Below are 24977 nucleotides of genomic sequence, written 5' to 3'. Positions count from 1 at the left end.
CTCAACACCAAGCCCGGCACGACCTCCAGGTCGTCCGGGCTTTTTGCCATCTGGTCGCTGCCTCTGCGTCTCTATCTCCGCGCGGTCGATTTCTTCCTCTTCATTCACCCATTCATTCACTCACTCACTCACTCACTCGCAAAGGAGCTTCTTCATCTTGTCCTATCTTCAATGTCCCAACTGCGGCTCCGATCGCATCGAAGCCCGCGACATCGCCCAACGCACCGGCGGCACCCTCGGCGGCCTGACCGGCGCCGCGGGCGGCATCGTCGGTGCACTTCGAGGTGCCCGTACCGGCTTCACGGTCGGCATGGCCGCTGGTCCTGTCGGCGGCAGCCTCGGCACCGTGATCGGTGTCGTCCTCGGCGGCCTCGGCGGTGGTGCCCTGGGCACCGAGGTCGGCGCCATCTTCGGCCGCGTCATCGACGACCGGGTCCTGAACAACTGCCGGTGCACCGCCTGCGGCCATGCCTTCAGTGGCCGACGCGGCGCATCCGAAGGTCCCTGGTCACCACCGGACTCATCCCCCATGTCGTCATCGCCGTACAGACCCGCCGGTCCGTCCTCGACGGGTGACCCCTACGACGACCCCGATGACCTGGACTGACTTCTTCGAATCTTTCCTCCTTCATTTCCTTCATTTCCTTCACTCCCTTCATTTCCTTTCTCTCTCTTCTTGTCTTCTTCCCCATGGCACACCTCATCGAACAAATGGCCTACGTCGGCGACACCCCCTGGCATCGCCTGGGCCACCGACTCCCCTCCCGGCAACCCCTCGAAGTCTGGGCCCAACAAGCCGGCATGGACTGGACCATCCAGGAGGCCCCCGTGCGCTACATGACCGGGAGCACAGCGGACGAAGAGTCTCTGCAGACCCTGGAATCCTTCGCCGAGCAGAAGGTGCTCTACCGCAGCGACACCCGTGTAGCCCTGTCGGTCGTCTCCAGCCGCTACCAGGTCGTGCAGCCTCGCGAGGTCCTGGAGTTCTATCGCGACCTCACCGAGATCGGTGGCTACGAGATGGAGACCGCTGGCGTCCTCAAGGGTGGGCGCAAGGTCTGGGCCCTGGCGCGCACCGGCCAGCAGGCCGTGCTCAAAGGCAACGACACCGTCAACGGCTATCTCCTGCTGGCGACCTCCTGCGACGGCACCCTGGCCACCAGCGTGACGCCGACCACCGTGCGGGTCGTCTGCAGCAACACCCTGACCCTGGCGCTGGAGGGCACCAGCAACGTCATCCGCGTGCCCCACAGCACCAGCTTCGACGCGGATGCCGTCAAGCGCCAATTGGACATCGCCATCGGCCAGTGGGACGACTTCATGTACCGCATGAAGCAACTGTCCGAGCGCAAGGTCAAGAGCTTCGAGGCCCGGCAGTACATCGAGCGCGTGCTCTACGGGCCCGCAGAGCTGGAGCGGGTCGACGGCGTTGTCGCGCAGGCTGGACCTCATGCCGATCAACCTCCCGAGCCTCCTGCCCCACGTGGCTGGGCCGCCAGGAAGGTCCTGGAGCTGTACGAGGGCAAGGGCCGCGGCGCCGAGCTGCGCGCAGCCAAGGGCACGACCTGGGGCCTGCTGAGTGCGATGACGGAATTCGTCGATCACGAGCGCCGTGCCCGCAGCCAGGAGTACCGGCTCGACAGCGCCTGGTTCGGGCAAGGCGCAGCCTTGAAGCAGCGAGCTCTGGAGCAAGCGCTTGAACTCGCCAGGTGAAGTAGCCGTTAGCCGATCTCGATCTCACTCCTCAACCTCAACGCATCGAGCCCTGCCTCCCACCTCTGTGGGGCGCAGGGCTCTTTGCTTTGGAACACCTCTCCACCGGAGATAACCATGCATTCTTTACACCCCAACACACAACGCCTCCCGACAGCGCACCTCCATGCGCCAAGTCCCACGCCGGAGCGTTGGCCCAACATGCCCGAAGCCGGCATCTCAACCCTGGAGGCCGCTGCAGCCGTGGGTTGCGATCCCTTCAAATCCCCCGTGCGGCTCTGGATGGAGAAGACCGGGCGCCAGGATCTGCTGCAGCCGCAGCCGTCTTGGCAGGTGAAGCCCGACAGTGCCGCTTACTGGCACCGCCTGCTCGAACCCATCGTGGCCGCGCACTACACGCTGCGCCGCGGGCATCAGGTCCGCCGCATGCGGGGCCTGCTGAGGCATCTGGAACACACCTGGATGCTCGCGTACCTCGGCCGTGAGGTCGTTGGCCATCCGGGTGTCCAGCTGCTGGAATGCCGGTGCGTCGGCCTTGCGGAGGCGGATCACTGGAAGCAGGGCCTTCCCGGCTACGTGCGCATCCAGATGCTGCATCAACTGGGCGTCACCGGTGCCCAGGCCATCGACGTCGCAGCCTTGATCGGTGGAGAGGACTTGCGCATTCACCGGGTCGAGCGCGACGAGGTGGAGATCGCCCGCCTCATCGAGGCCGAGCGCGAGTTCTGGCGTTGTGTCGAGCTGGAGCAGGCCCCAGCCGCCAAGCAGCAAGCCCTGTAAGCATCCCCGTTCAGCTGGCCTGCCAGAACCTCCACCACCGGCGTTGGGTCGCGGCCCGCAGTTCGAGCGGGCGCAGGTCGAGGTTGTCGTAGTTGGATGCCGGCGCTCCTGCACGCCGGCGCATCTCCGATTCGAACTCGTGGGCCATGCCGCGCGCATGCCGCTCGCCCTGCAGGGCCTTGCGCCGCCATTCGAGCGCCTGCGCTCCCAGCTCCTCGTCCGACAGCGTTTGCATCTGTCTTGTTGTCATGACGGTGATTGTGCCGCGTTCGCGCGTTGCCGCCTGTCCTCCCTCTCAGACCTCCCTTTTCTGAAGTCCTCACTTCAACGAATCACATCCCTCTCATCATGACCCACCTTTTCTCGCTGATCGGAGCCTCCTCTGGCAAGGCCGCCCCGATCCTCGATCCTCACATCGGCCGAACGCTGCGGGTCGCCGCCCGTCACCTGCCCTGGGTGGTGGCGCGCCAGATCCACGCGCAGCACCAGGACATTGCTCCTCTTTCTGTTTTTCCTTCTTCTTCTTCTTCTTCTTCTTCTTCTTCTTCTTGCGCTTCTGGTCCAGGCACGCCAGGGCAGGCACCTGAAGCATCGCTCGCGAGCATCGAGCTCGACGCGTTCTGCTGGCGCCTGGACGTCACCGACAGCAATGTCGCCGCTGCTCAAACCCTGGGTTGGGGCGTCATGCGCGACCTCCTGGTGCTCGCTGGCCGTCAGGCCTGCGAGGCGCTCGAGCTGTGTCCGGACCATGCCGCGCTGCCGCGCGAACTGGGCTTCGAGGTCTTCGAATGGCCCTGACCCTCATTGCTCACACCCATCGGAGAACCTGACATGGGATACATCGTCTACCGGGCGACCAGGGACCAGGCGGTGCACGACGAACTGGCCAATGTCGGTGCTTCGTCCACCGTGCTGGCGCACCGCGCCATCGGCAATCGGCTGTGGTTCCTGGCGCAGACGCGCAGCGGTGAACACGCCGGGCGCAAATGGATTGGCCTGACCCTGATCGACAGCCGCCGTGGCCAGGTGGCCGTCAAGTGCATGGACGAGACCGTCGGTCCGTACTACTTCGACTGTCCTTTGGCCTTCATCGACCGTGCCGATGCCCCTGTGGGGCCCCATGCGGGTCCGTGGCGGGAGAAGGTCAAGGCGTTCCACGCGAACCGTACTGCCAGGCGTGCAGCCATCCGCCAGGGACTGCGCGTCATGTACGACGGGCAGGTCTACGAGCTATGCCGCAGTCTGGGCCGCCGGGGCTGGGAGGTCCTGAGCGAGGACGGGGTGATCCTGCGCATGAAGGCCAGGCAGCTGTGGCAGGCGACGCTGTTGCCGGAACCGGGGGTGGCTTCGAAGCCGGGTCAAGCGACGGAGGCGAGGGCGCCCGCATGAGCCGATCACACTCTCAGACCAACGTCGAGTTCATGGTGGAACTGATGGAGTTCAGCGCCCACGGGGCGTTGATCCAGGTCTTCGTGCTGCAGGCGCTGGCTTACTACGCCCAGCGGGTGGCCGCGGCCGATCCCGAAGTGCTGGACACCCGCTGGGTCAACGGCCACGCCTGGCACGGCTGCGCCATCGAGGTGCAGCAAAAGCTCAAGCGCCACCTCCAGGAGTGAGCCTCAAGGCACTCCTTCGTCTTGCGACGCCGATTCATTTCCAACTCCCGCGCCCCCTGAGCCACCGTCTTTCCTGAGCCCTTGAGACAGGGCCGACGAGGACGGGAGGCGGGGGAGGGCGCGCGCATCTCAGGCAGGTCGCGATCGGGATCGCGGCCCCATTCCTCTAAGGAGAACACCTTGGTCACCACGATGTTTCGGGGTGGGCCGATGCTGCGCGCCTCATCGGCAGCACCCGCCGGACCCTTTATCTATCACTTCACCCGCGTCAGCCGCAACGCCAAGACGGGCCCGATGGCCGTCACCACGACGAGTGCGAACACGTGCCCTGCGGGCTGCAGTCTTCGGCACAGCGGCTGCTATGCGGAGAACGGGCCCTTGGCCTTGCATTGGCGGGCTGTCTCCGCAGGAGCGCGAGGCGGCACCTTCGATGAACTGTTGGCGCAGATCCGGACGCTGCGGCGCCATGCACTGTGGCGGCACAACCAGGCGGGCGACCTGACGCCCAGTGCGCCGGGAGTGATCGACGCGAACCTGCTTTCTGGATTGGCCATGGCCAACCGGGGGCGGCGTGGATTCACCTACACGCACTATCCGCCGACGCGGGCGAACCGCACTGCGATTCGTCGGGCCAACGAGCTCGGCTTCACCGTGAACCTGAGCGCGGAGACGTTGGTGCAGGCGGATGGTTATGCGGCGCTGGAAGTGGCTCCCGTGGTGGTGGTCTTGCCCATGGGAGCCACCAAGCCGACTCGCACGCCGGGTGGACGCCCGGTCATCGTGTGCCCGGCCCGTGTGGGCAACACAGACTGTCTGAACTGCGGGATCTGTCAGCAGTGCGATCGGTCGGTGATTGTGGGGTTTCCGGCGCACGGGGCGAGGGCCAGGCGCGTGGAGAGGATTCTTCTTGAGGGGAGAGCCTCATGAGAAGGGCGGAAGCAGAACCAACCGAAGGAGCGCAATCCGAGGTGGACGCGGCCGCTTGCGATGAGGAGTTTCTCAAACGAGTGGATCGCGCGATGTTCGCTCGAAAGCAAGCCGATCCCTATCGCCTGGACGATGTGGAGCGCGCCGTGCAGGAAGAAAGCCGCTTGGCCAGCCTGACGAACGCGTACGGAATTGATCGGTCGAGTGACCGGGGTCGCAATCAAACGGGTTGAGAACAAGTATGGGCACTTCTCCAAGGAGCGAATCCTTGGAGAAGTGCCCAGGATTTCAGTCCATTGTTTTTTACCAGCTTCGCAGCAGGTGAGAGAAGTCGTCTGTTAGGGGCGACTGATGATGCGGCGCGGCATGACGGCTGACGTCGATGTTGTCCCTGGGTTATCCACAAAGATTCCCACAGACTCATGGAATAACTTCCCGCCAAAAGGTCGCTTCCACCGCGCGGATCTGCTGAGGTATGCATCCTGAATCAGAGGCGAGCGCCGCAAAGGGCATGAGTTGCGTCGCAGCCCGGACAGGCCGCGGCAACCACATGTTCCTGTAGCGTGTGATCGCCGCCCCGTCGAAACAGTCGAAGCGAACTTTCCCGCAAACCTTGCTCATCCGTATTTCTTTTGCATCCGTGCGTCGTGCTGGCCAACGTCGATGGGCAGTTGGGGCATCGACGACAGCTGCACATACTGGACGTGCTTCCAACGCGCAATGCGTGCGCGTCCCGACGCACAGAGCATTTGCAGGGCACTGTGGCGGCGCGGGCGTCCCCAATCGGTCGGGCAAATCCGCGGCAGGTCTGCAGGTCGGACGATCTCGCCGCGCTGGTTCGCCTCCCAGATCACTTGTTCGAGCCACTGTCCGTCGTGTATTGCCTGCGTTTGCGTCGACGTCAGAATGAGCATGTTCGTGAATTGGCGTGTGTACCACTGCACGATCAGTTCCGCATGATAGAGCGTCTCGGCGCCAATCAGTCCCGGCAGGTCGTTGAAGATGTGGATGATGCAGGCGTAGCGTGCCACTCGCTCGGGGATCTTGGCGGCATAACCTCCCAAGCCATGAAGAGCGCCACCGGGGGTCGCCATCGGAATGACGCGCCTGTAGAGGTCATTGAAAAACGCCTGCCCGCTAGCAGCGAAGCCGAGGGCACGTCGTGAGCCGTCCCCCTGTTTTCTCGAGCGGATGCGTTCTTCCAGAAGGTCGGTCGCGCGGGACTGATACCGCGCGATCGCCTCGTACGATTTCGGGCCAGTATGGAGGGAATGCGTTGCCTTGACCGGCGTCAGGTAGGCCCAGTCCATGCGCGCAAAGAAACCCGTTCCCTGAGCGTCATGGCCACGGCGGGCCAGATAGCGCAGAGTAGGCGCGGGCTGGGTCAGAAGCAGGGCACTCATTCGCGGGCCATACGCCGTCGTCGAATCGTCCGTCGTGTCCGAGCGCATCGTGTCGCCATCCCATAGCGAATTCAGCAGATCGAGATCCCGGCCAATCGAGCCGTTCAAGATATGCCCGGCGTCCATCGAAGCGAGCAAGCCCGAGGGCCAGGCAGCCAGGTTGCGGCGCAGTGCAGTCGGAGTGACGTTGTCGTAAAGCATCTTCATGCGCGGCTGCGCTTTCGGGCGAGCACGCAGGTAGCGTGCAATCTCGGCCTCCACCTCGTCAGTTTCCTGCCCCTCGTCAAGCTGGCGACGCAACTGGGAACGCGCACGCGCCAATTTCTCCTTCCAGATGAAAGTCTTGGCTTCGAATTGGTGCTGCTCTTCAGTTCCCAGATCCATCTTCTCCTGGACCTTCTCCAGGGGATGCAGGAATGGCTTGGCTGCAGTGCTCTTGCCTTCCCCCGATGCCGCGACGCCCACACAGATCACGGAGGTGGAGGAGGGAGGAAGATCGGGGCGCTGCACATCGGCGACATCTTGCACTACCGCTGCTGCGCAAGTCAGCGCTGCAATCGTCGTCAGTTCGACCGACGTGCCGGTGTTCAAGCTGTGCTCCAAGGCGGAAGAAGCGATGAATGGGCCTGTGACGTCGACAGGGTAGGGATCATGGAGAAAGGGGTGCATCAATCAATTCCTGGTTGAGGTAAAAAAACAAGCGGTCTTGCGACTGCTCCGAGGCGGGAGACCGCTGTCGGGCTGCGAAATTTAGGGGCTGGAGAAAAATGTTCCTACGCCCTCAGCTCAGAAAAAGTAGCCAGCGATAGCTGATCACCCAATCCCGTATCTGGCGAGCGCGTCTGGCCTTCACTCTGGCCGGATGCCTCCGTCAGAAGCCGTTCGCGCAGGGCTTGTGTCAAATGCCCCCGCACCAGGAACCAAGTCGACAGGCTGCAGCCCTCCAAACAAAGGTCGATGAACCCTTCCTGGATCCCTTGATTTGAGTGATCAGCTCACAAAACGGTGTGTGCGAGAGCTGATGCAGTTCCAAGTCGGGACTAGCGATCCCAAAATGCGATCCGTCAGGCGGGCACCGGTCGTCGCGCATGGCCGACCAGCCGCTGTGTCGTTACCAAGTCAACGAAAGGATGACGAAGAAAACCGCGCGTGTGCGATTCGCTTGTGAGTCTTCTTTCCAAGGAAGACGGCCATTGATCGAGGAGTAGAGATCAGGTTTGTATGTTATTGAGAAAGTTCACCTATCCAAGAAGCATTGGAGGCATCAACTGGAGAGACGAACACATGAAGCTACGACGTAGCTCTGAATGAAAGCAAAGACCAATCAACAAGACAGAGATGAAGCCGCCTGCGAAAGGCGAAAAGAAGAGAGATAGAAGGCAAAGAGTAAGGAAGGAAAAAAGAGGAGAGAAGCAAAGACAGGAGAAAAAATACCGAAGCAAGGAGATGGTGTGAGCGCCATCGTGTCCTGGTGCAGAGGAAGGAAAGATGTCAGCCCATGCAGTGGGACTGACGGGAAGACAGTAGGTGTGATCGCTCCCTTTGGGGAGTCGAAGATGGAGAGAAAGATGATGGAAAAGAACGAGACCGAGCAGAAGGTTTATCCGAGCAAGATCTACGAAAGCCCAGTGTCCAAGCGCTATGCGTACATCACGGGCCATGACGCACAGGGTCGACGCACGCAGCAGATCGTCCTCAGCAAGGAGCACGACTACGCGCAGGATGTGAAGGATGCCGTGCGCGCCGTGCACGAGGTTGTTCAGTCCGAGAAGGCCGTATTCGCTCTGGGGCAAGGGCGCCTGGCGCATGTGGTGCTTCGTCCCTCCATGGAGGGAGGCCGCCTTTTGCGTGCCTTGCAGCTGCCTTTTGAAGATATCGAGGCAACGCTGCCGCAGCACCGCATCAATCCGTTGTTCACGTTGCTGTACCAGTGCCGTGACAAGCACGTGCCTGATGCGATTTGCTTGACCAGCTGGAAGTCGTTGTTCGATAGTGAAGCACAAGCGCTTCACGGGGCGTTGACGGCCCTTGTGGAGGACTTGCGCACTGGATGGAAGAGCGCGGAGGTCAAGCGCACTCTCGAGTCGGCTCGTCGCCGCTCGGACAAGCGTTGGAAATCCATGCGAGAGGCGATTACCGAATCTTTTCAGGATTGCTCCAAGCTCCTGGCGGTCCGGGTCGACCTGCACTTCCATATGACTACGGACCTGTATCCCCTCGCGCCGCAGGTGTCTGAGGCGCAGGCATACGCGTGTATGGTGAAGTTCGAGCGCTACCTACGCGAGCGTCACCCTGTTGTGCGATACATGTGGACGCTGGAGTACGGCACGCAGACTGGTTTTCATTTTCATGTTCTGGTGCTGCTCAACGGTCACCTGGTCCAGGACGGGGTCGGGGTCTGCAAGACGATGGGCGAGCACTGGCAGAACGTGATCACCGAGGATGGAGGGCGTTACTTCAACTGCAATGCAAATGAGTACCGAAAACCGGGACTGGGCATGGTCCATGCCCGCAATTCCCTCGAGATGGAGGCTCTGGTGAAGGATGTGGCTTGGTACTTGACGAAGACCGACTTCTGGATGCGCTACAACGCTGCAGGCAAGACATTCGTGATCAGCCAGCGCTACCGTCAGCCCTCGCCTGGGGGCGCGAAACGGGAGTCGCGCAAGGGTGTGGCTGATGCCGAAGGGATGGGTTCATTCAGGAAGCTGCTTTGAGTTTGGGATAGTGCTCAGAGGTTGCGAGATCTCCCATTCATGCTGATGAACGGCAAGACCTGCCCGCTGGAAAGGCAGATCTTTAATGCTTGGTCTTTGAACTTCGACGCAAGGGATGGCTGCCGTCACATCCCCGAAGGACTAGTGGTTCGAGAGCTTCGAACGGTTAGTGCGTTTGGCACAAGAGTTGAGGCGAAATGCTTCGTTCGTTCGCGGATCGACTTTTATCTGGCTGAGGATATCTTGCGAGCGAGCGTCTATCGAACACGAGATCTTGAGCTTGTGCTTGATCACGAACTTACTCAAGCATACTGCGATCGTATCTGCCGCTTCCGACCTGCTTTTCCACTTGCCAGCAGGCGCCTTGCTGCGCAAAAGCATGATGGCCAGGCGTCGAACAATTCGCATGGGCTTGTTGCGAGCATGGCGAATACGTCCACCACGAGCGCAGGAAAGTTTCGATGCCTCATCGCATTGCTGGTGCAGGACCTTGAGCTCATCGTAGCGAAGGCAGTGCGCCGTGGCTTCCTCAAGCATCGTCCGGAGGGGCTTGGGGAAGGGGCCGCTTGCCAAGGCGCAATAGATCGCGGCTTGTTCCAGTACGCCTGTCAGATCGCGCATGCGTTTGGCCACGGTTTTTTGCTTCCGCGACTTGGACGTCGCAAGGCACTGCAAATGGCGCTCAAAGAAGCTCGGCTTCATGATCGCCGCTTCGCCTGAACAGGGCGAACCGAGCGCGTTGAGGCGCACGTTCGAGGTGCCGTCGCACGTTTGCGGCGTGGCGGTGAGGTGCTTCGAGCTCATCCGCATTTGCGAACCCAAGATCCAAGTGCGTTGTGCGCAGCAGCGGGGAATACTCGGAGCCCCTGCGAGGGCAGTCGCAATCGAGCGCACGTCGGCGTCAACCAGCCTGGCCGTGACGTGATCGCGAAGTTGCTCATAGGTCAGCGGGAGTTCAAGCTCGGCGTAGCGCCTAGACACCTCCTGCTCGACAGCTGCTACGGGCATGAAAGAAGCGAAGCTGGGGTGTTTCACTTGCTGCCCTCCTTTGCGGCCTCGATCGAGCCAACATGAGTTCCGGGCAGCTGTGCTGCATCCGCGGCAGTCTTGCCCGCATTCGGGTGCGGGATGCAGCTACCAGGAAGGCAGATAGGGCATGGAGGAGCCGCGTCGTGATCGCGGAAGCCGGCGGTCGGCTTGGTGTTAAGGACACTCTTGAAGAAGGAATTCTTCTGAAAAACCCGCTGCCCGCGAGTACGCTGGGAGTGCGGAAAAAGCCGCGGTGAAAACTGAATCGGATTGGACATGAAGTGCGTCGCTGGTTGTTGTTGAACACAGGACGCACTGTTCCGAAACGGGGCTGTTTTTCTCAGGGGTGAGCTAGCACGCACCCCTTGGTCTGCCGGTAGACCACTCCCCACGCAACCCCGTTAGGGGAAAATTGATACCGAGCTCAGTTGGTCTTCTTGAGCCGCCCTGCGAGGGACGGGATGAGCTCAAGACGATCAGGCATCAGCTTGATCCATCCTCTGATGGTGTTCTCGGCGTCTTTGAGACAGTCAGCACCGAATTCTTTCATGAGGTCGGATTCCACAGCGAGTATCGCGCTCGCTTGACTCGGCCAAGGCGCTTGGGCGCGGACGATCGCGTGTGCTCTGTCTTTTAGCTGGTTGGTTTTTGTATGGCGCTTGGAACCAGCTGCAGCCGCAACCGATGTCTTGTACATCGCCACAATGGAATCTGAGAATACCGCCTCGTCACTACGGTTAGTGATTACTACCGTGCCGGCATAGAAGTTGGCTTGACACAGAAACTCCCATGCCATGTCGCGATCCTGGGCTTCCGCTTCCAGTGCCGCCATGGCGGCGGTTGCGTAGACGCAAGACAGATGAATGAACGCGACGTCGGACTCTACCTTCTGTTGATCCTGGAAAAGGGCGTTGACGATCTCGTACAGCGCCGAGGGAAAGTCCAGTAGCGAGGGAAGATTCGCGTGCTGAATGCAGAACTTCTTGGCCGGTTCGAACACCTGCTCTTTGAACTCGTTGTCTGCGGCGTCCGGTTTGCTCTTCTTGTACTCCCCCTCCAGCATGGACATGTGCGATGTGTATCGCTTCAGAATGCGATGAAAGTGCTCTGGATAGTCCGAAATCTGAGTAGACATTTCTTGGCTTTATGTTCTTGCTTTATTCGTGGATTGCGATGGCCGAGCAGACTCGGGCTTCCTGCGAAGTGATATCTCAAAGGAGGCTGCGTTTGGCGATCCTGCTTGACCCAGCTTAAGTATCGTAATGGACCGCAAGAGATGACCTTGGAAATCGCGTGCATGACACCTGCAACTGGCTACTGTGCCAGCATTCCCGCGCCCTATGCGACGGAGATCTGGGACGGGCGCTGGAAGGTCGTCACTCGCTGAGCCGAAAGCCGATGGGCCGGCCCGCCGACCCCGCGCCGCCAGGGTGCACTGGACGGCCGGCGGGCGGCCCCGGCTAAGATCCGCCCCACAGAGACGACAGACGCCGCACCACACAGACGCCATGGCCACAAGCAGCCTTCAGGAACGCAAGCAACGAGAGCTGGAGCAACGCCGCAAGGACATTCTGAAGGTGGTGCGCAAAATGATCGTCAAGAGCGGTGCCCGCGAGATCACCATGCGCAAGGTGGCGGAAGAGTCGGGCTTCTCCAACACCGTGGTCTACGCGCTCTTCGGCGACAAGGCCACCATGATCACCAGCGCGATTGACGACGACCTGATCCGCCTGCACAAGCTGATGCGGGCGGCGGTGGCCACCGCCGCCACCGCGCTGGAGCGCATCCGCCTGGCCTGCCATGCCTACGTCGAGAACGGGCTGAAGCATCCCGACCAGTATTTCCTGGTGTTCATGGAGCGCCGTCCGGCCGCGCCCATCGAGACTTCCACGCTGACTTTCGGCGATCCCGAGCATGACCCCTACGCCTTCGTCTGCGGCCTCATCGCGCAGCTGGTGGAAGAGGGCTACGTGGCGGCCGACGAGAAGCAGCTCGCCGTGGCCACGCAGATCATCTGGGAAGGTATGCACGGCATGACCTCGCTGCGTGTGTCCACCGGCGACGACCCGTGGATCGAGCGGCTGGACGCCGCGCCGCACCTCGACCTGCTGCTGGACATCCTGCTGTTGGGCATCGTGCAGCGCTTTCCGGGCAGCAAGTCGGCGGCTGCGATCAAGTTGCTGTCGTCTCCGGGCACGCGCTGAGCGACAGGCGCTTCAGCGCACCAGCAGCTTCATCATCCGCTCGAAGGTCTTGCCGTAGGGCGGCTTGAACAGGCCCAGGCCGTTCAGCGCCGACTGATGAAAGATTGGCTTCATCTTCGAGAAGGTGCGAAAGCCATCCTCCCCGTGATAGGCGCCCATGCCGCTGGCGCCGACGCCGCCGAAGGGCAGGTCGTCCTGCGCGACGTGTAGAAGGGTGTCGTTGATCGACACGCCGCCGGTCACCGTGTTCTGCATCACCCGCTCGATGGTCGTCCGATTCTTCTCGAACAGGTAGAGCGCGAGCGGGCGCGGATGCGCGTTGACGTACGCGATGGCCTCGTCGATGTCGCGATAGGGCAGCACCGGCAGCAGCGGGCCGAAGATTTCCTCCTGCATCACGCGCATGCCGTCGTTCACGCCGGTCAGCAGCACCGGCGGAAAGCGACGGGTCGCGGGGTCGGCGGGCATGTCCGACAGCGGCACCGCAGCCGCGCCCGACTGCTGCGCCCGCGCCGCCAGCTCCTGCAGCCGCGCGAAGTGGCGCGGGCTCACGATGCTCGTGTAGTCGACGTTGGTGGCCAGCGCCGGATACATCGAGGCGAACACGCGCCGTGCGCTCTCGGCAAAGCGCTGCTGCTGGCCTTCGGGCACCAGCACGTAGTCGGGCGCGATGCAGGTCTGGCCCGCGTTCAGCGTCTTGCCGACCAGGATGCGCTCGACCGCTTTGTCGAAGTTCGCCTCGGGCCCGACGATCGCGGGCGACTTGCCGCCCAGCTCCAGCGTCACCGGCGTGAGGTGCTCGCTCGCGGCGCGCATCACATGGTGGCCCACTGCGGTCGAGCCTGTGAACAGCAGGTGGTCGAAGGGCAGGCTGGAGAAGGCGCGCGCGGTTTCGGCGTCGCCGTTGACGACCGCGATCTCGTCTTCGGCGAAGTCCTTGCGCACCAGTCCGGCGAACAGCTCTGCGAAGCGGGGCGTGAACTCCGACTGCTTCACCATCAGCCGGTTGCCGGCCGCCAGCGCCGCGGTCATCGGCCCCACCGCGAGGTACAACGGATAGTTCCACGGCACCACGATGCCCACCACGCCCAGCGGCTGAGGCATGAGCCGCGACGAGGCGGGCTTGAACCACAGGCCGGTGGAACGGCGGCGTACGCGCATCCAGCCCTTGCCGTGCGCGAGCGCATGCTGCAGGCCCTCGATGGAGGGGAACACCTCGGCGAGCTCGGTTTCCTGCGATGCGCGGTGATGGAAGTCGGCGCTGATGGCCGCCGCGATCTCGCGCCGGTTGTCCTTCACCAGCGCACGCAGGCGCTTGAGGCGGTCGGCGCGCTCGCTCCACGGCGGCGTCTGCGCGCGCAGGCTCGCTGCGCGCATGGTGTCGAAGGTCTGTCGCATGTGCTCGTGTGTCATGTTCTTTGCTTAAACCTCAGCCCGCCTGCTGGTACACCGGCCAGTGGTCCTGCACCCTGCCGCCGCGCAGCGTGACCAGGTCGCCGAACTGCAGCAGCACACCCTCGGCGATGGCGGGTCGCAGGAACACCTGGTCGTCCACCTTCAGGCTGGTGGCCGGCGAGCCGTTCACGTTCTCCTGGTTGGCACTGTGCCCGAGGATGCCGTTGAATTGCAGCCCCCTGGGCGACTCGTACTCGCCCAGCCACCAGCCGCCGTAGATGTAGTAAGTCTGGCGCTGGTTCACGTCCCACCACGAGAAGACTTTCGACTTGCCGTCCAGCGCGGGAATCTCCACCGGCCCCGTGGCCTTGACCACCGGCGTGGCGATGAAGGCGGCCGGCACGTGTTCGGCCAGCGTCTCGATGTCGTAGTGCGTGGGCTTGAGCAGTGCGGTGCCGGTGCTGACCTCGGTGCTCAGCTTCTCGGCCTCGTGCAGCTTGTAGCTCGGGCTGCCGCCCGTGTTGAGCGTGAGGCCGTCTTTCCAGAGCGCGGGGTATTGGCCGCGTACATGGTCGACGAAGCCCTGGTAGATCGCCATCGCCTTCGCCAGCAGCTCCTGCGGCGTGCCCAGCGCCTTCGGCACGCCGAAGCCCACGTGCGCGTCGTAGCCCATGAAGCCGGCGAACTCTAGCTGGCGCGGGTTGGCCGCGATCATGTCGAGCATGCGGCCCAGCGTGGCGTTGTCGGCCACGCCACCGCGGTGCAGGCCCACGTCGATCTCGATGTTGATGCGCATCCGCGTGCCCAGCCCCGTGGCCAGCGCCAGGTACTGCTGCAGCCGCTCCGGCGTGTCGATCAGCCACTGCAGCTGGCGCGACGCGTCGAAGGGCCCCTTGTGCTGCGCGTAGAACAGCTCTGCAGAGCGCACCGGCAGCGGCTTGCCCATGAGGATGTCGAAGTCCGGAAAGATCCGCGCGTCGGTGTTCAAGAAGGGCTGGTGGAAGGACATCAGCCGCTTCGTGCCCGAGCGCTTCGCCACGTAGTCGATCAGCGCCTGCGATGGCAGCGACTTCTCGACGATGCGGTAGTGCTTGCCGCCCTGGCGCAGGCTCTGCGTTACCAGGTCGATGTTGCGGTCCATGCGGTCGAGGTCGATGACCATGCAGGGGCGCATCGGGCCGTTCTTCTTCAGCTCCTCGTTGAGCGCAGCGAAGTAGCCCTCGTGCGGCGCGCCGTTGTCGCGTGGACGCAGCGCCAGCGTGCCCGCCGCGCCCACGGCCGCCACACCCACCGTGCCCAGCAAAATCTTTCTTCTTCTCTTGCCGCTCATGTCGTGACTCCGAACAGTTGACGCAGGTAGGGGTTGAGCATGCGCCCCTGCGGATCGAGCTTCGCGCGCAGCGCCAGGAAGTCGTTCCAGCGCGGGTACAGGGTAGCGAGCTGCGCGGGGCCCAGGTCATGGAGCTTGCCCCAGTGCGGACGGCCCCGGTACTTGCGGTAGATGGGGCCGATCTCGGAGAGCAGGTAGTCGTAGGGCTCGCCCTGCGCCGCATGCACGGCGATGGAGCAGCTGTCGCGCTCGTGGAAAGGGCTCAGCCACGCGTCGTCGGCCTTCACGAAGCGGAACTCCAGCGGAAAGAACACGTCGTCACGGCGCTCCAGCGCGCTGATGACTTCGCGCACGCAGGCGATGCCGTCCTCGCGCGGTACGTGGCATTCGGTCTCGTTGAACTTCGTCGGGCGCTGCGTGGACAGCAGCTTCCACGAGCGGTTCTTCGCTTCCTCGGTCTGCTCGCCGTCGATCAGCTTGTTGGCCACCCAGCGGCGCAGCGAGGGGAACGAGCCCAGCCAGTCGCGCAGCCGGCGCAGGTCGCGCAGCATGTCTTCGTCGGCTGAAGGCGGCTGCACGGTGTCGGCGCCGGTGTAGAGGTCGTTCACGATGCCCGCCGCGTAGCCCGTGTGCGGCAGCACGTAGAACTCGAAGTTGCGATGCTTCTCGGCCAATGCCGGTGCCTCGTCGAGCATGGCCTGCAGCGGTTTCAGGAACACGCGGCGATGCAGGTTGAAGGCCGGCAGCACGCGCACCGTGGCCTGCGTGAGCACACCCAGGCTGCCGAGCGACACGCGAGCGGCGGCGAGCAGTTCGGGGTTGCGCTGCTCGCTGCATTCGAGCACCTCGCCCTGCGGCGTCATCAGGCGCAGCGCGATCACGTCCGCATGCAGAGCGGGCAGCGTGCGGCCGGTGCCGTGCGTGGCGGTGGCGATGGCGCCGGCGAAGGACTGCGTGTCGATGTCCGGCAGGTTGCGCAGCCCGAAGCCCTGCGCATCGAGCTGGCGCGACAGCAGCGCAAGGCGCGCACCGGCCTGCAGCGTGACGGTCTGCGCCTGCGCGTCGACCGACACCAGCTCCGACATGCGATCGAGCGAGACCATCGTGGCATCGGTGGGCACCAGCGGCGTGAAGGAATGGCCGGCGCCCACGCAGCGCACGCCGCCGGGGCCGGCCTTGCGCAGCACGTCGGCGAGCTCGGCTTCGTTGCCCGGTGTCTCGATGGAGCGGGGCACGCAGCGCTGGATGCCCGACCAGTTCGTCCAGGCGATGGGCTGCGATGCGGGAGATGAAGCTGCCGCGGGCGCGGCCGCATCGGTTGCCGCGCGGGCTTGCAGGCCGTGGCTCGCGAGTGCGGTGGCCACCGCGATGCCCGCGCCGGCCTTCAGCACCGTGCGGCGGCCTTCGCTGTCCACGCTGGATGCGTCGTCGTTCATTGGCGTTCGTCCTTTCCCTGGCTCATGAATCCGATCAGCGCGCGCATGTCGCCCGTGCTGCAGTCCGCGCACAGGCCCTTCGGCGGCATGGCGTTGAAGCCTTCCATCGCATGCTTCACGAGCTGGTCCATGCCCTTGTCCAGCCGTGGCTTCCACTGCGCGACGGAGCCGGTCAGCGGCGCCTTGGCGTCGACGGAGGTGTGGCAGGCCGCGCAGGAGCGCTGGTAGATCGCGCGCAGGGCCGGGTCTGGCGGCAGCAGCGATTCGGCACGCTGCGCGTCGGACCCGGTGGATGCCCGCGCCTGCTCTTCCTTGCAGGCAGAGATACCTATGAGCAGCAGGGCCGCGAGGCCGAGGCGGATGAAGAAGGCAACTCTCACGTGGATGTTTCCCTGTTCGCTCTTCAGAAGCTGTGGCGGATGCCGATGGTGGTGCCGGTCTGCGTGTGGGCCACCGTGGGGCTCTGCCCATTGATGCCCACGAGCTGCGCGCCCACCAGTCCGCCGCGATAGACGGAGCGGTCGATTTCCGCATAGAGCATCGTGCGCTTCGACAGCGCATAGCCCGCCACCAGCTGGAACTGCCGCGCCGAGCCGTCGAAGTCGGCGGTGTAGCCGCGCTGCCGCGTGAACCACACGTTGGCAGCGAGCGTGAGCAGGGGAGTCGGCTTGTAGGTGACGCCGCCGAGGATCATGCGGCGCTTGCTGAAGCCGCCGGGGATGCTCGGGTCCACCACCTGTGCAGGCGAGATGATGCCCAGGCCCGCGAGGTCGACCGGACCGAACGGCCCGTTGGCGAAGGAGGTGAAGTCGTTGTCGCGCCGGTTCTGGATGTAGCCGGCCTGCACCGAGAGCGAGTCGCCGATCACGAACTGCGCGCCTGCCGTGTGGATGTCGAACTTCGCGCGCGAGTTGTCGTCGACGGTGCGCATCCACGCGCCACTGAGCTTGACCGGACCCTTCTCCGGTACATAGGCCGCGCCCACGCCGTACTGGCTGCCGCGCCGTCCGCCGCCGCCGGGGCGCTCGCCCTCGCCGATGGCGTACTGCGCAAGCAGCACCACGTCGCCGAGCTGCGCGCCGTAGTGGATCATGTTGTTGGTCTTGCTCGCGGCCAGCAGCGTGTGCTCGGGCTTGAAGGCGTTGAAGTAGTCGGCCCAGAGGTTGGAGCCGTAGGCCAGCGAGGCGGCCTCCATGGCCACGTTGTACTGGCGCCCGAAGGTGAGCTGCCCCCACGAGGACGACTGCAGGCCGACGTACGAGATCTGGAAGTAGGTGGTGTCGTCGGGCGTGAGCTTGCCGTCGCGGATGTCGAAGCGGCTTTCCATCTGGAACAGTGCCTGCAGGCCGCCGCCGAGGTCCTCGGCGCCCTTCACGCCCCAGAAGCTGTCCGAGAGGCCACCGCCGCTGCGGGTCATGCGCAGCCTCGACCGGGTGCTGGCCGGCGTGCCGTCGGGTGCGTAGTCGGTGGAGTTGGTTTCGTAGCGCAGGCTCGCGTCCACGGTGCCGTAGAGCGTGAGGCTGCTCTGTGCCCATGCGCCGCCCGCGCACAGCGGCACGGCCAGCGCCGCGCCCAGCGCGGCGGCTGTTCTTCGTCTCTTCATGTTGTCTCCTTCATCTGCCCAGACCGAGTGGGGGCGCGGCCTGCTCGTTGGCGGGCTCGTCGCCGGAAGTGCACCGTGTTTCCGGCGCGGAGCGGATATTAGAACGATGTTCTTGAAAAAGCCAATGTTTTATTTGGAACCGTCGTTCTTGTGGCTTGGGCTGGCGGAAGAATGCTGCAGGCGCACAAAAGCATCGCGCCCCGGATTCGGGGCGCGATGCTTTTCAGAAGAGGAAGGAAAGAGCGGCTTCGGCCGCCGCCGTCAGAACGGCTCGACCGGCAGCGCGCGCTTGTGCGCGCTCTTGCGATGCGTGGAGAGGATGATCCGGCGGGCCTCGGCCGACACCGGCTTGCCTTCGAGGAAGTCGTCGATCTGCTCGTAGGTCACGCCGAAGGCGTCCTCGTCGGGCTTGCCGGGCACCAGCGATTCGAGGTCGGCGGTGGGCACCTTGTAGACCAGCGCGTCGGGCGCGCCCAGCAGCTGGGCCACCGCGCGCACGCGGCGCTTGTTGAGGCCGGTCAGCGGCGTGATGTCGGCCGCGCCGTCGCCGAACTTGGTGAAGAAGCCCATCAGCGCCTCGGCCGCGTGGTCGGTGCCGATGACGATGCCGTCGTGCGCGCCGGCCACCGCGAACTGCGCGATCATGCGCTGGCGCGCCTTGATGTTGCCCAGCACGAAGTCTTCGTGCGCCGCGTCGCGGAACGTCAGGTCGCCGGCCTTCAGCGCTGCGAGCATGCCGTCGGCGGCGGGGCGGATGTCCACCGTGATGGTGCGGTCGGGCTTCATCACCGCGAGCGAGGCCTGCGCCTCGGCCTCGTCCTTCTGCACGCCATAGGGCAGGCGCATCGCGATGAAGGTGGCGTCGTAACCGGTGGCGCGCAGCTTCTCGACCGCGCGCTGGGCGAGGCAGCCGGCGGTCAGCGAATCCACGCCGCCGCTGATGCCCAGCACCAGCGTCTTCAGGCCGGTCTGCTTCAGGTAGCGTGCGAGAAAGTCGACGCGTCGCTCCAGCTCGCGGGCTGCATCGAAGACGGGCGCGACGTGCAGCGCCGCGATGATTTCGCGCTGCGTGTCGTCGACGGGGGACAGATCTGCACTCATGGTGTGGAAGGACGTGTGAAGTGAATCAGAAATCGACCAGGCTGAGACCGATGCTCAGCACCGTGCGCTTGCGGTTGTAGTCCACCAGCGTGTCGCCGTAGCCCGAGAACAGCTGCGTGTGGAAGCGCAGGTTGCTCTTGGTCGGGTCGCCGATGGCCTTGAGCCATTCGAGGCGGATCGAGCCACGGCCGCTGTCGCGCAGGTTGTTGCGCACGGTCACGGCGAGCTGGTTGTCGCGGTTGAGGTTCCAGCGCCCGGTGATCTCGGCGCGGCCGATGTAGTCGGCGATGTCGGGGTTGTCGTCCTTCGCGGCGCTTTCGGAGATGCGCTTCCAGATGCGGCCGGTGACGGTGAAGCGGTCATCCAGCTCGGCGCCGCCCATCAGGTACACGCGGTTCCAGCTGCGCGACAGCGGCAGGCTCTGGCCGTTCGACTGGTGCACGATGCCCAGGCCCGAATAGCGCCAGCGCCACCCGCCGGGCAGCTTGAAGTCGGTCGGGTAGACGTACATCAGCTCCGGTTCGTGGTCGGTGGTGCGGAAGGGCCGCGAGATGGCGCCGTTGAACAACTGCCAGGTCGACTGCTGGCTGTAGGCGAACCACAGCGAGTCTTTCTTGACCGGGTCGTTCTGCGTGAGCATGCCCTGCGCGAGCTTGGTGCGCACCGACAGGCCGATGCGCATCTCGTTGGCCTGGTAGGCCACCGGGTCGGCGGTGTGGCCGGCCGAGGGCGAGGTCGGCGTCTCGGGCTTCCTGGTGGCGGCCGAGACCGACACGTTGAGCGGGCGATAGCCGCGGAAGCCGAAGGTGCCGCAGTCGGTGGCGTTCTCCAGTTCCCAGAAGCGCGAGAGCGCCGAGTACTGGCGGTCGCGGCAGCCCTCGGTGGTGGCCACCGAGACCACGCGCGTGGCGGGAACAGTTCCGTCGACCGGCGGCTGCGTGCTCGCGAGCACCGGTGGCGCAGGAGGCACCGCCGCGGCGGGCAGCGTCTGCTGCTGCGCCCAGCGGTCGAAGCAGGCCAGGCGCGCCTCGTTGTTGGCGCCCAGCGCGGCGCACTGCTGCCAGGTGAGTTGCGAGTCGGCCAGCGGGCTCGCGGGCTTGTCCACGGCCTGCGCATGGGCCATGCCGGCCGCGCCGCCGAGGCATGCGGCCACGGCCGCGAGCGTGTTGAATCTGAAGCGAGATCGCGAGAGGGTGGTCTTCTTCGTCATTGCTTCCTTCCTTCCTGTGACGCCGGTGGCGCCGTCTTGCTGAGCACGAACGGGTGCGTGCTCTCGTCGGCCGCATTGCGCCACGTGCCCCTGAACTCGCGCCCGCACGATCCGGTCTGCAGCTTGCCCGACCACACGCCGCTGATGGCGCGGCCGTCCTGCGACTCGTCGATGGAGAGGGCGCCTTCGTCGTCCACGTCGCCCGCGAGCTGCGCGACCGTGGCCTTCGCGGCGTTGGCGCCGTTGCGCGTGATGGTGCCGCGCACGCCGTCGTAGTCGGGGTGCTTGCCCAGCTGCACGACGGCCACTGCGGGCAGGTTGTCGAAGCGCGCTTCCCAGTTGCCGTAGAGCGATTCCAGCGGCAGGTCGCGCGCGTCGGCGGGGCAGTCGGCGCTGCCGCCGCGCATCGAGGCGCAGCCCGACAGCACGACGAGCGCGCCGGCCAGCAGCGCGGCGGTTGCGGTGGTCTTCTTCGTCATCATCATCTTCGTCGTCGTCATGACCCCGCGGCGGCGGCAGCGGCCTTGGCCGCGCTGTCCTGCGCCTTGCGCGCGAACTCGGCGCGCAGCGCCTTGAGCTTCTCGCGCGGGTCTTCCTTGGTGGTGGTCTTGTCCAGGCCCATCTCGGCGATGAAGCGGCTGGGCACGCAGGGCACCATCTCGCGGCCCTGCTTGCGCTTCTTGGTCCAGCTCACGGCCAGGCTGCGCTGCGCGCGCGTGATGCCCACGTACATCAGGCGGCGCTCTTCCTGCAGGCGCTGCAGTGTGTCTTCGCTCACCTGCTGCTGGCGGCCGTTGTCGTCGTCGAGCTTGAAGGGCAGCAGGCCCTCGCTCACGCCGATCAGCATCACGTGCGGCCATTCGAGGCCCTTGGAGGCGTGCAGCGTGGAGAGCGTGACCACGTCCTGGTCCTGCTCGCGCTCGCTGATGGTGGACAGCAGCGAGATGGTCTGCGCCACCTCGAGCAGGCTCTTGCGCTCGCTCTCGATGCCGCCGCTGTCGGCGCCCGAGGTGTCGTCGAGCGTGCCGCCGGCGCGCTGCGACATCCAGTCGACGAACTCCAGCACGTTGGTCCAGCGCGATGCCGCGGCGGCCTCGCTGTCCTCGCCGTCGTAGAGGTGCTTCTCGTAGTCGATCTCCTTCAGCCAGTCGAGCATGAAGGTGCGCGAGTCCTCGGCGCCCATGGTGCGGCGCGCGCGGTATTCGAGGTCGTTGATGTAGCGGCCGAACTCGTGGATGCCCTCGAGCGTGCGCTTGGGCATCACGCTGGGCAGCGAGGGGCTGAACAGCGCCTCGAACAGGCTCAGCTTGTACTGGCTTGCGAAGGTGCCGAGGCTGGCGAGCGTGGTGTGGCCGATGCCGCGCTTGGGCGTGGTGATGGCGCGCAGGAACGCCGGGTCGTCGTCGTTGTTGACCCACAGGCGGAACCAGCCGCACAGGTCCTTGATCTCGGCGCGGTCGAAGAAGCTCTGGCCGCCCGAGACCTTGTACGGAATCTGCGCCTTGCGCAGCGCCTGCTCGAACACGCGCGCCTGGTGGTTGGCGCGGTAGAGGATGGCGAAGTCGCGGTACTCCTTGTACTGCTTGCCTTGCGTGGTGGCCTCTCCCGCGCGGATGCTCACGATGCGCGCGACCGCGCGCTCGGCCTCGTGCACCTCGCTGTCGGCATCGACAATGCGCACCGGCTCGCCTTCGCCGAGCTCGGAGAACAGCGTCTTCGGAAAGAGCTTCGGATTCGGGCCGATCACGTTGTTGGCCGCGCGCAGGATGGCGCTTGTGGAGCGGTAGTTCTGCTCCAGCTTGATGACCTTGAGCTTTGGGTAGTCGACCGGCAGCTTGCGCAGGTTGTCCAGCGTGGCGCCGCGCCAGCCGTAGATGGACTGGTCATCGTCGCCCACGGCGGTGAAGTGGCCGCGCTCGCCGGCCAGCGCCTTGAGCACGTCGTACTGGGTGGCGTTGGTGTCCTGGTATTCGTCCACCAGGATGTGGCCCATCATCGCCTGCCACTTGGCGCGCACCTCGGGAAACTCGTAGAGCAGCTTCAGCGGCATGCCGATGAGGTCGTCGAAGTCCACGCTCTGGTAGGCCAGCAGCCGCTCTTCGTAGCGGGCCATGATCTTCGCGGTGATGCGCTCGTTGTCGTCGGCCGCCTGGGCCTCGGCCTGCGCCGCGTTCAGGCCCATGTTCTTCCACTTGCTGATGGTCCACTGCCAGATGCGGGCGGTGGCCGCGTCGGTGGTGCCGCCTGCGTCCTTCAGGATCTTGGTGACGTCGTCGCTGTCGAGGATGCTGAAGGCCTTCTTCAGGCCGAGCACGGCGCCGTCCTCGCGCATCATGCGCACGCCCAGCGCGTGGAAGGTGCACACCACCACCTTGCGCGCGTCCTTGCCGATCAGGTGCTTCGCGCGCTCGCGCATTTCGGCGGCGGCCTTGTTGGTGAAGGTGATGGCCGCGATGCGCTGCGGCTCGATGCCCGACTGGATGAGCCTCCCGATCTTGTGGGTGATGACCCGCGTCTTGCCCGAGCCCGCGCCTGCGAGCACCAGGCAGGGACCGCTCATGTAGTTGACCGCTTCGAGCTGTGCGGGATTGAGACCGTGAGACATGGGAGAAAAAGAGAACCGAAGGAACCGGAAGAGCCAAGAGAAACGCCGTGGGGAACGGCTGGCGCAAAGCGGCCAATGATACGGGGCCGGCCTTCCCGGGGTTGTAGGCCACGGACGCCGATCCGGCCCACCGGCGGTGGGCAACGACAATGGGGCGGTGCTGCCTGTATTCCTTGTTACTTTCCCTTTCTTTGCGCTGATCGCGGCCGGCTACGGCGCGGCGCGCGCCCGCATCCTGCCGCTGGACGCCATTCCCGGCCTCAACACCTTCGTGCTGTATTTCGCGCTGCCGTGCATGCTGCTGCGCTTCGGCGCGGGCACACCCATCGGGCAACTGCTGGACGGCAGCGTTGCACTGGTTTGGGGCATCTGCGCGCTGGCCGTGGTGGCTGGCGTGGTGGCATTCACGCGCAACGTGCGCGTGGGCTGGAACGACGCGGCCTTCGGCGCGCTGGTGGCGGCGTTTCCGAACACCGGCTTCATGGGCGTGCCGCTCCTGGTGGCCATTCTTGGCGCTCAGGCGGCAGGGCCGATCATCATCACGATCGCCTTCGACCTGGTGGTGACCTCGTCGCTGTGCATCGCGCTCTCGCGGCTCGACGGCGCGGTGGGGCCGGGCGTCGCCGCGCGGCATGGCGCGATGCTGGCCGCGCGCAAGGCGCTGCGCGGGATTCTCGTGAACCCGATGCCGTGGTCGATCCTGCTGGGCGTGCTGCTGTCGGCCGCGCGTTGGCCGCTGCCGGGGCCCGTCGAGCGCACCATCGCCATGCTGGCCGACGCGGCCTCGCCGGTGGCGCTCTTCACCATCGGCGCGGTGCTGGCCCGCTCGGCGCTGCTGGCGCGCGAGCACGATGCCAGCGCGGCCGTGGCCGAGGCCATGGGCGCCACCGGCCGCATGTCTGCGTCCAGGGCGCCCAAGGCGCCGTGGAGCGACGTGCTGCCGGTGGTAGCGGTGAAGCTGCTCGCGCACCCGCTGCTGGTGTGGGGCCTGGGGCTGGGCGCGATCGCGCTGGGGTTGCCGCTCTCGCATGCGGCGCTCGTCACGATCGTGCTGGTCGCCGCGCTGCCGAGCGCGAGCAATGTGTCGATGCTTGCTGAGCGCTTCGGCGCGGACAACGGGCGCATCGCGCGCATCATCCTGTGGACGACGGTGATCGCCTTCCTGAGCTTTCCACTCGCGGTGAGCGCGCTACGGGGTTAGGACTCCGAGCTTGAACGGATCGGCATCGGCGAGGCGCTCGCACTTCGAGAAGTCGCGGCCCTGCGTGCCGTCGCAGTAATAGGTGTTGTAGACGCGGCCGAAGAGCGTGGGGCTCGCGGTGAAGAGCACGCCATGGTCGGGCTGCCAGTTGTCCTTGGCGTCCTTGGGAGCGGAGGGCAATGCGCTGGTCTCCACGGGCCTGGCGGCGGAAGAGGCCGACGTGGGCGTGAACTCGGCCAGCGTCTTGTGGGTTTCCTCGCCGCGCCAGCGTATTGCCAGCTCGGCGGCGGTGGGGCGCTGCGCCACTGGCAGCAAGATGCCGTTGACCTGCAGGCCGTAGCCGAAGCGATGGGTCTTGCCGGCCAGGAAGGCATAGGCGCAGGCCGCCATGCACTGGCCGCGCACCTCGGTCTGCACGCCGCTCGCGCGGATTGCGTCGGCAAATGCGCCGGCCGCTTCGGCGGTGCCGCCGAACGAGTCCTCGAAGACCACGGTATGAACTGCTCCGCTGCCGAGCTGCTCGGTGAACTCCTTGATCATGGTGCCATCGAGCATGCCCGACACCACGAGACGGCTGCCCTGCAGCTCCAGCTCGGCGGCAGGGGCGCAGGGCACGGCGAAGGCAAGGGCGAGGCCGGTCAGGCTCGATGCCAGCGAGAGGGACCAACCAGAACGGGACGGCGGTTTCACGGCGACCTACCTTTGCG

The 24977-nt window shown here is 65.0% G+C and carries 25 protein-coding genes; 11 read left to right on the top strand and 14 right to left on the bottom strand.

Translation table 11 applies throughout. From position 1 onward, the window contains the following. Nucleotides 1-157: 157 nt before the first annotated feature. From AC1VNX_RS30870 to AC1VNX_RS30860, 3 genes are all read left to right on the top strand, one after another. Nucleotides 158-607, top strand: a complete 450-nt coding sequence (locus AC1VNX_RS30870) for a hypothetical protein (RefSeq protein WP_483161345.1) — start codon at nt 158-160, stop codon at nt 605-607. 83 nt (nt 608-690) lie between these two features. Beyond that, nucleotides 691-1713, top strand: a complete 1023-nt coding sequence (locus AC1VNX_RS30865; protein ID WP_483161344.1) for a DUF932 domain-containing protein — start codon at nt 691-693, stop codon at nt 1711-1713. Nucleotides 1714-1830: 117 nt separating this feature from the next. Beyond that, nucleotides 1831-2493, top strand: a complete 663-nt coding sequence (locus AC1VNX_RS30860) for a YqaJ viral recombinase family nuclease (RefSeq protein ID WP_483161343.1) — start codon at nt 1831-1833, stop codon at nt 2491-2493. 10 nt (nt 2494-2503) lie between these two features. Here the strand turns inward: AC1VNX_RS30860 and AC1VNX_RS30855 are convergent, their stop codons facing one another. Beyond that, nucleotides 2504-2743 carry a hypothetical protein gene (locus AC1VNX_RS30855; RefSeq protein ID WP_483161342.1) on the bottom strand — a complete coding sequence of 80 codons (240 nt, stop codon included), beginning with the start codon at nt 2741-2743 and terminating at the stop codon, nt 2504-2506. Between the two features lie 98 nt (nt 2744-2841). On the opposite strand from AC1VNX_RS30855, the gene AC1VNX_RS30850 reads away from it, so the two are divergent. From AC1VNX_RS30850 to AC1VNX_RS30830, 5 genes are all read left to right on the top strand, one after another. Then, on the top strand, nt 2842-3291 hold the full coding sequence (locus AC1VNX_RS30850; protein ID WP_483161341.1) for a hypothetical protein: 450 nt from the start codon (nt 2842-2844) through the stop codon (nt 3289-3291). A gap of 33 nt (nt 3292-3324) precedes the next feature. Then, a complete protein-coding gene (locus tag AC1VNX_RS30845; protein WP_483161340.1) occupies nt 3325-3882 on the top strand; it encodes a hypothetical protein in 558 nt (185 codons plus the stop codon). After that, complete coding sequence (locus AC1VNX_RS30840) at nt 3879-4109, top strand: hypothetical protein (protein ID WP_483161339.1); 231 nt, start codon at nt 3879-3881, stop codon at nt 4107-4109. Before AC1VNX_RS30845 ends, AC1VNX_RS30840 begins: the two co-directional genes overlap by 4 nt. A 180-nt stretch (nt 4110-4289) precedes the next feature. Further along, on the top strand, nt 4290-5036 hold the full coding sequence (locus AC1VNX_RS30835; protein ID WP_483161338.1) for a DUF7227 family protein: 747 nt from the start codon (nt 4290-4292) through the stop codon (nt 5034-5036). A 41-nt stretch (nt 5037-5077) separates the two neighbouring features. Beyond that, the gene (locus AC1VNX_RS30830; RefSeq protein ID WP_483161337.1) at nt 5078-5269 is read left to right on the top strand and encodes a hypothetical protein; all 192 of its coding nucleotides are present in this window, start codon (nt 5078-5080) and stop codon (nt 5267-5269) included. 384 nt (nt 5270-5653) lie between these two features. Here the strand turns inward: AC1VNX_RS30830 and AC1VNX_RS30825 are convergent, their stop codons facing one another. Next, complete coding sequence (locus AC1VNX_RS30825; RefSeq protein WP_483161336.1) at nt 5654-7108, bottom strand: DUF3987 domain-containing protein; 1455 nt, start codon at nt 7106-7108, stop codon at nt 5654-5656. An 899-nt stretch (nt 7109-8007) separates the two neighbouring features. Between AC1VNX_RS30825 and AC1VNX_RS30820 the strand changes: the two genes are divergently transcribed. Further along, nucleotides 8008-9156 (top strand): YagK/YfjJ domain-containing protein, encoded by a 1149-nt coding sequence (locus AC1VNX_RS30820; RefSeq protein ID WP_483161335.1) that lies wholly within the window; start codon nt 8008-8010, stop codon nt 9154-9156. Nucleotides 9157-9297: 141 nt separating this feature from the next. On the opposite strand, the gene AC1VNX_RS30815 is transcribed toward AC1VNX_RS30820, so the two are convergent. Together AC1VNX_RS30815 and AC1VNX_RS30810 are read right to left on the bottom strand one after the other, a co-directional pair. Beyond that, nucleotides 9298-10191 (bottom strand): hypothetical protein, encoded by an 894-nt coding sequence (locus AC1VNX_RS30815; RefSeq protein WP_483161333.1) that lies wholly within the window; start codon nt 10189-10191, stop codon nt 9298-9300. 418 nt (nt 10192-10609) lie between these two features. Continuing rightward, the gene (locus AC1VNX_RS30810) at nt 10610-11254 is read right to left on the bottom strand and encodes a hypothetical protein (protein WP_483161332.1); all 645 of its coding nucleotides are present in this window, start codon (nt 11252-11254) and stop codon (nt 10610-10612) included. Nucleotides 11255-11693: 439 nt separating this feature from the next. On the opposite strand from AC1VNX_RS30810, the gene AC1VNX_RS30805 reads away from it, so the two are divergent. Further along, nucleotides 11694-12389: a TetR/AcrR family transcriptional regulator gene (locus tag AC1VNX_RS30805; protein WP_483161331.1), complete on the top strand. Its 696-nt coding sequence runs from the start codon at nt 11694-11696 to the stop codon at nt 12387-12389. Nucleotides 12390-12401: 12 nt separating this feature from the next. Here the strand turns inward: AC1VNX_RS30805 and AC1VNX_RS30800 are convergent, their stop codons facing one another. From AC1VNX_RS30800 to AC1VNX_RS30760, 9 genes are all read right to left on the bottom strand, one after another. Further along, nucleotides 12402-13802: a coniferyl aldehyde dehydrogenase gene (locus tag AC1VNX_RS30800; RefSeq protein ID WP_483161330.1), complete on the bottom strand. Its 1401-nt coding sequence runs from the start codon at nt 13800-13802 to the stop codon at nt 12402-12404. 16 nt (nt 13803-13818) lie between these two features. Then, on the bottom strand, nt 13819-15114 hold the full coding sequence (locus AC1VNX_RS30795; protein WP_483161329.1) for a DSD1 family PLP-dependent enzyme: 1296 nt from the start codon (nt 15112-15114) through the stop codon (nt 13819-13821). Then, nucleotides 15111-16550, bottom strand: coding sequence for a D-arabinono-1,4-lactone oxidase (locus tag AC1VNX_RS30790; RefSeq protein WP_483161328.1), 1440 nt, complete (start codon nt 16548-16550; stop codon nt 15111-15113). The genes AC1VNX_RS30795 and AC1VNX_RS30790 overlap by 4 nt, the downstream gene beginning before the upstream one ends. Next, the gene (locus tag AC1VNX_RS30785; protein WP_483161327.1) at nt 16547-16930 is read right to left on the bottom strand and encodes a c-type cytochrome; all 384 of its coding nucleotides are present in this window, start codon (nt 16928-16930) and stop codon (nt 16547-16549) included. The genes AC1VNX_RS30790 and AC1VNX_RS30785 overlap by 4 nt, the downstream gene beginning before the upstream one ends. Before the next feature lie 23 nt (nt 16931-16953). Then, complete coding sequence (locus AC1VNX_RS30780; RefSeq protein WP_483161326.1) at nt 16954-18153, bottom strand: porin; 1200 nt, start codon at nt 18151-18153, stop codon at nt 16954-16956. 261 nt (nt 18154-18414) lie between these two features. Next, nucleotides 18415-19254 (bottom strand): ammonia-dependent NAD(+) synthetase, encoded by an 840-nt coding sequence (nadE, locus tag AC1VNX_RS30775; RefSeq protein ID WP_483161325.1) that lies wholly within the window; start codon nt 19252-19254, stop codon nt 18415-18417. 25 nt (nt 19255-19279) lie between these two features. Next, nucleotides 19280-20464, bottom strand: a complete 1185-nt coding sequence (locus AC1VNX_RS30770) for a phospholipase A (RefSeq protein ID WP_483161324.1) — start codon at nt 20462-20464, stop codon at nt 19280-19282. After that, nucleotides 20461-20964 (bottom strand): hypothetical protein, encoded by a 504-nt coding sequence (locus AC1VNX_RS30765; RefSeq protein WP_483161323.1) that lies wholly within the window; start codon nt 20962-20964, stop codon nt 20461-20463. The genes AC1VNX_RS30770 and AC1VNX_RS30765 overlap by 4 nt, the downstream gene beginning before the upstream one ends. After that, nucleotides 20961-23069 (bottom strand): ATP-dependent helicase, encoded by a 2109-nt coding sequence (locus AC1VNX_RS30760; protein WP_483161322.1) that lies wholly within the window; start codon nt 23067-23069, stop codon nt 20961-20963. The genes AC1VNX_RS30765 and AC1VNX_RS30760 overlap by 4 nt, the downstream gene beginning before the upstream one ends. 157 nt (nt 23070-23226) lie before the next feature. On the opposite strand from AC1VNX_RS30760, the gene AC1VNX_RS30755 reads away from it, so the two are divergent. Beyond that, complete coding sequence (locus AC1VNX_RS30755; RefSeq protein WP_483161321.1) at nt 23227-24270, top strand: AEC family transporter; 1044 nt, start codon at nt 23227-23229, stop codon at nt 24268-24270. Here AC1VNX_RS30755 and AC1VNX_RS30750 read toward each other — a convergent pair. Beyond that, nucleotides 24259-24960: a hypothetical protein gene (locus tag AC1VNX_RS30750; protein WP_483161320.1), complete on the bottom strand. Its 702-nt coding sequence runs from the start codon at nt 24958-24960 to the stop codon at nt 24259-24261. The two genes, AC1VNX_RS30755 and AC1VNX_RS30750, sit on opposite strands and share 12 nt — an antisense overlap. Between the last annotated feature and the right edge of the window lie 17 nt (nt 24961-24977).

It is taken from the genome of Variovorax sp. TLI9-5A, assembly GCF_056867935.1.
The sequence above is the reverse complement of the archived record's forward strand: the minus strand, read 5'-3'. Positions and strand labels throughout refer to the sequence as shown.

Bases quoted from the DNA above. Each gene is read 5' to 3' on its own strand.
- AC1VNX_RS30860 (WP_483161343.1), top strand. From the start codon at position 1,831: ATGCATTCTTTACACCCCAACACACAACGCCTCCCGACAGCGCACCTC.
- AC1VNX_RS30825 (WP_483161336.1), bottom strand. From the start codon at position 7,108: ATGCACCCCTTTCTCCATGATCCCTACCCTGTCGACGTCACAGGCCCA.
- AC1VNX_RS30810 (WP_483161332.1), bottom strand. From the start codon at position 11,254: ATGTCCATGCTGGAGGGGGAGTACAAGAAGAGCAAACCGGACGCCGCA.
- AC1VNX_RS30800 (WP_483161330.1), bottom strand. From the start codon at position 13,802: ATGACACACGAGCACATGCGACAGACCTTCGACACCATGCGCGCAGCG.
- AC1VNX_RS30840 (WP_483161339.1), top strand. From the start codon at position 3,879: ATGAGCCGATCACACTCTCAGACCAACGTCGAGTTCATGGTGGAACTG.
- AC1VNX_RS30855 (WP_483161342.1), bottom strand. From the start codon at position 2,743: ATGACAACAAGACAGATGCAAACGCTGTCGGACGAGGAGCTGGGAGCG.
- AC1VNX_RS30770 (WP_483161324.1), bottom strand. From the start codon at position 20,464: ATGACGAAGAAGACCACCCTCTCGCGATCTCGCTTCAGATTCAACACG.
- AC1VNX_RS30805 (WP_483161331.1), top strand. From the start codon at position 11,694: ATGGCCACAAGCAGCCTTCAGGAACGCAAGCAACGAGAGCTGGAGCAA.
- AC1VNX_RS30850 (WP_483161341.1), top strand. From the start codon at position 2,842: ATGACCCACCTTTTCTCGCTGATCGGAGCCTCCTCTGGCAAGGCCGCC.
- AC1VNX_RS30790 (WP_483161328.1), bottom strand. From the start codon at position 16,550: ATGAACGACGACGCATCCAGCGTGGACAGCGAAGGCCGCCGCACGGTG.
- AC1VNX_RS30765 (WP_483161323.1), bottom strand. From the start codon at position 20,964: ATGACGACGACGAAGATGATGATGACGAAGAAGACCACCGCAACCGCC.
- AC1VNX_RS30820 (WP_483161335.1), top strand. From the start codon at position 8,008: ATGATGGAAAAGAACGAGACCGAGCAGAAGGTTTATCCGAGCAAGATC.
- AC1VNX_RS30865 (WP_483161344.1), top strand. From the start codon at position 691: ATGGCACACCTCATCGAACAAATGGCCTACGTCGGCGACACCCCCTGG.
- AC1VNX_RS30780 (WP_483161326.1), bottom strand. From the start codon at position 18,153: ATGAAGAGACGAAGAACAGCCGCCGCGCTGGGCGCGGCGCTGGCCGTG.
- AC1VNX_RS30795 (WP_483161329.1), bottom strand. From the start codon at position 15,114: ATGAGCGGCAAGAGAAGAAGAAAGATTTTGCTGGGCACGGTGGGTGTG.
- nadE (WP_483161325.1), bottom strand. From the start codon at position 19,254: ATGAGTGCAGATCTGTCCCCCGTCGACGACACGCAGCGCGAAATCATC.
- AC1VNX_RS30760 (WP_483161322.1), bottom strand. From the start codon at position 23,069: ATGTCTCACGGTCTCAATCCCGCACAGCTCGAAGCGGTCAACTACATG.
- AC1VNX_RS30845 (WP_483161340.1), top strand. From the start codon at position 3,325: ATGGGATACATCGTCTACCGGGCGACCAGGGACCAGGCGGTGCACGAC.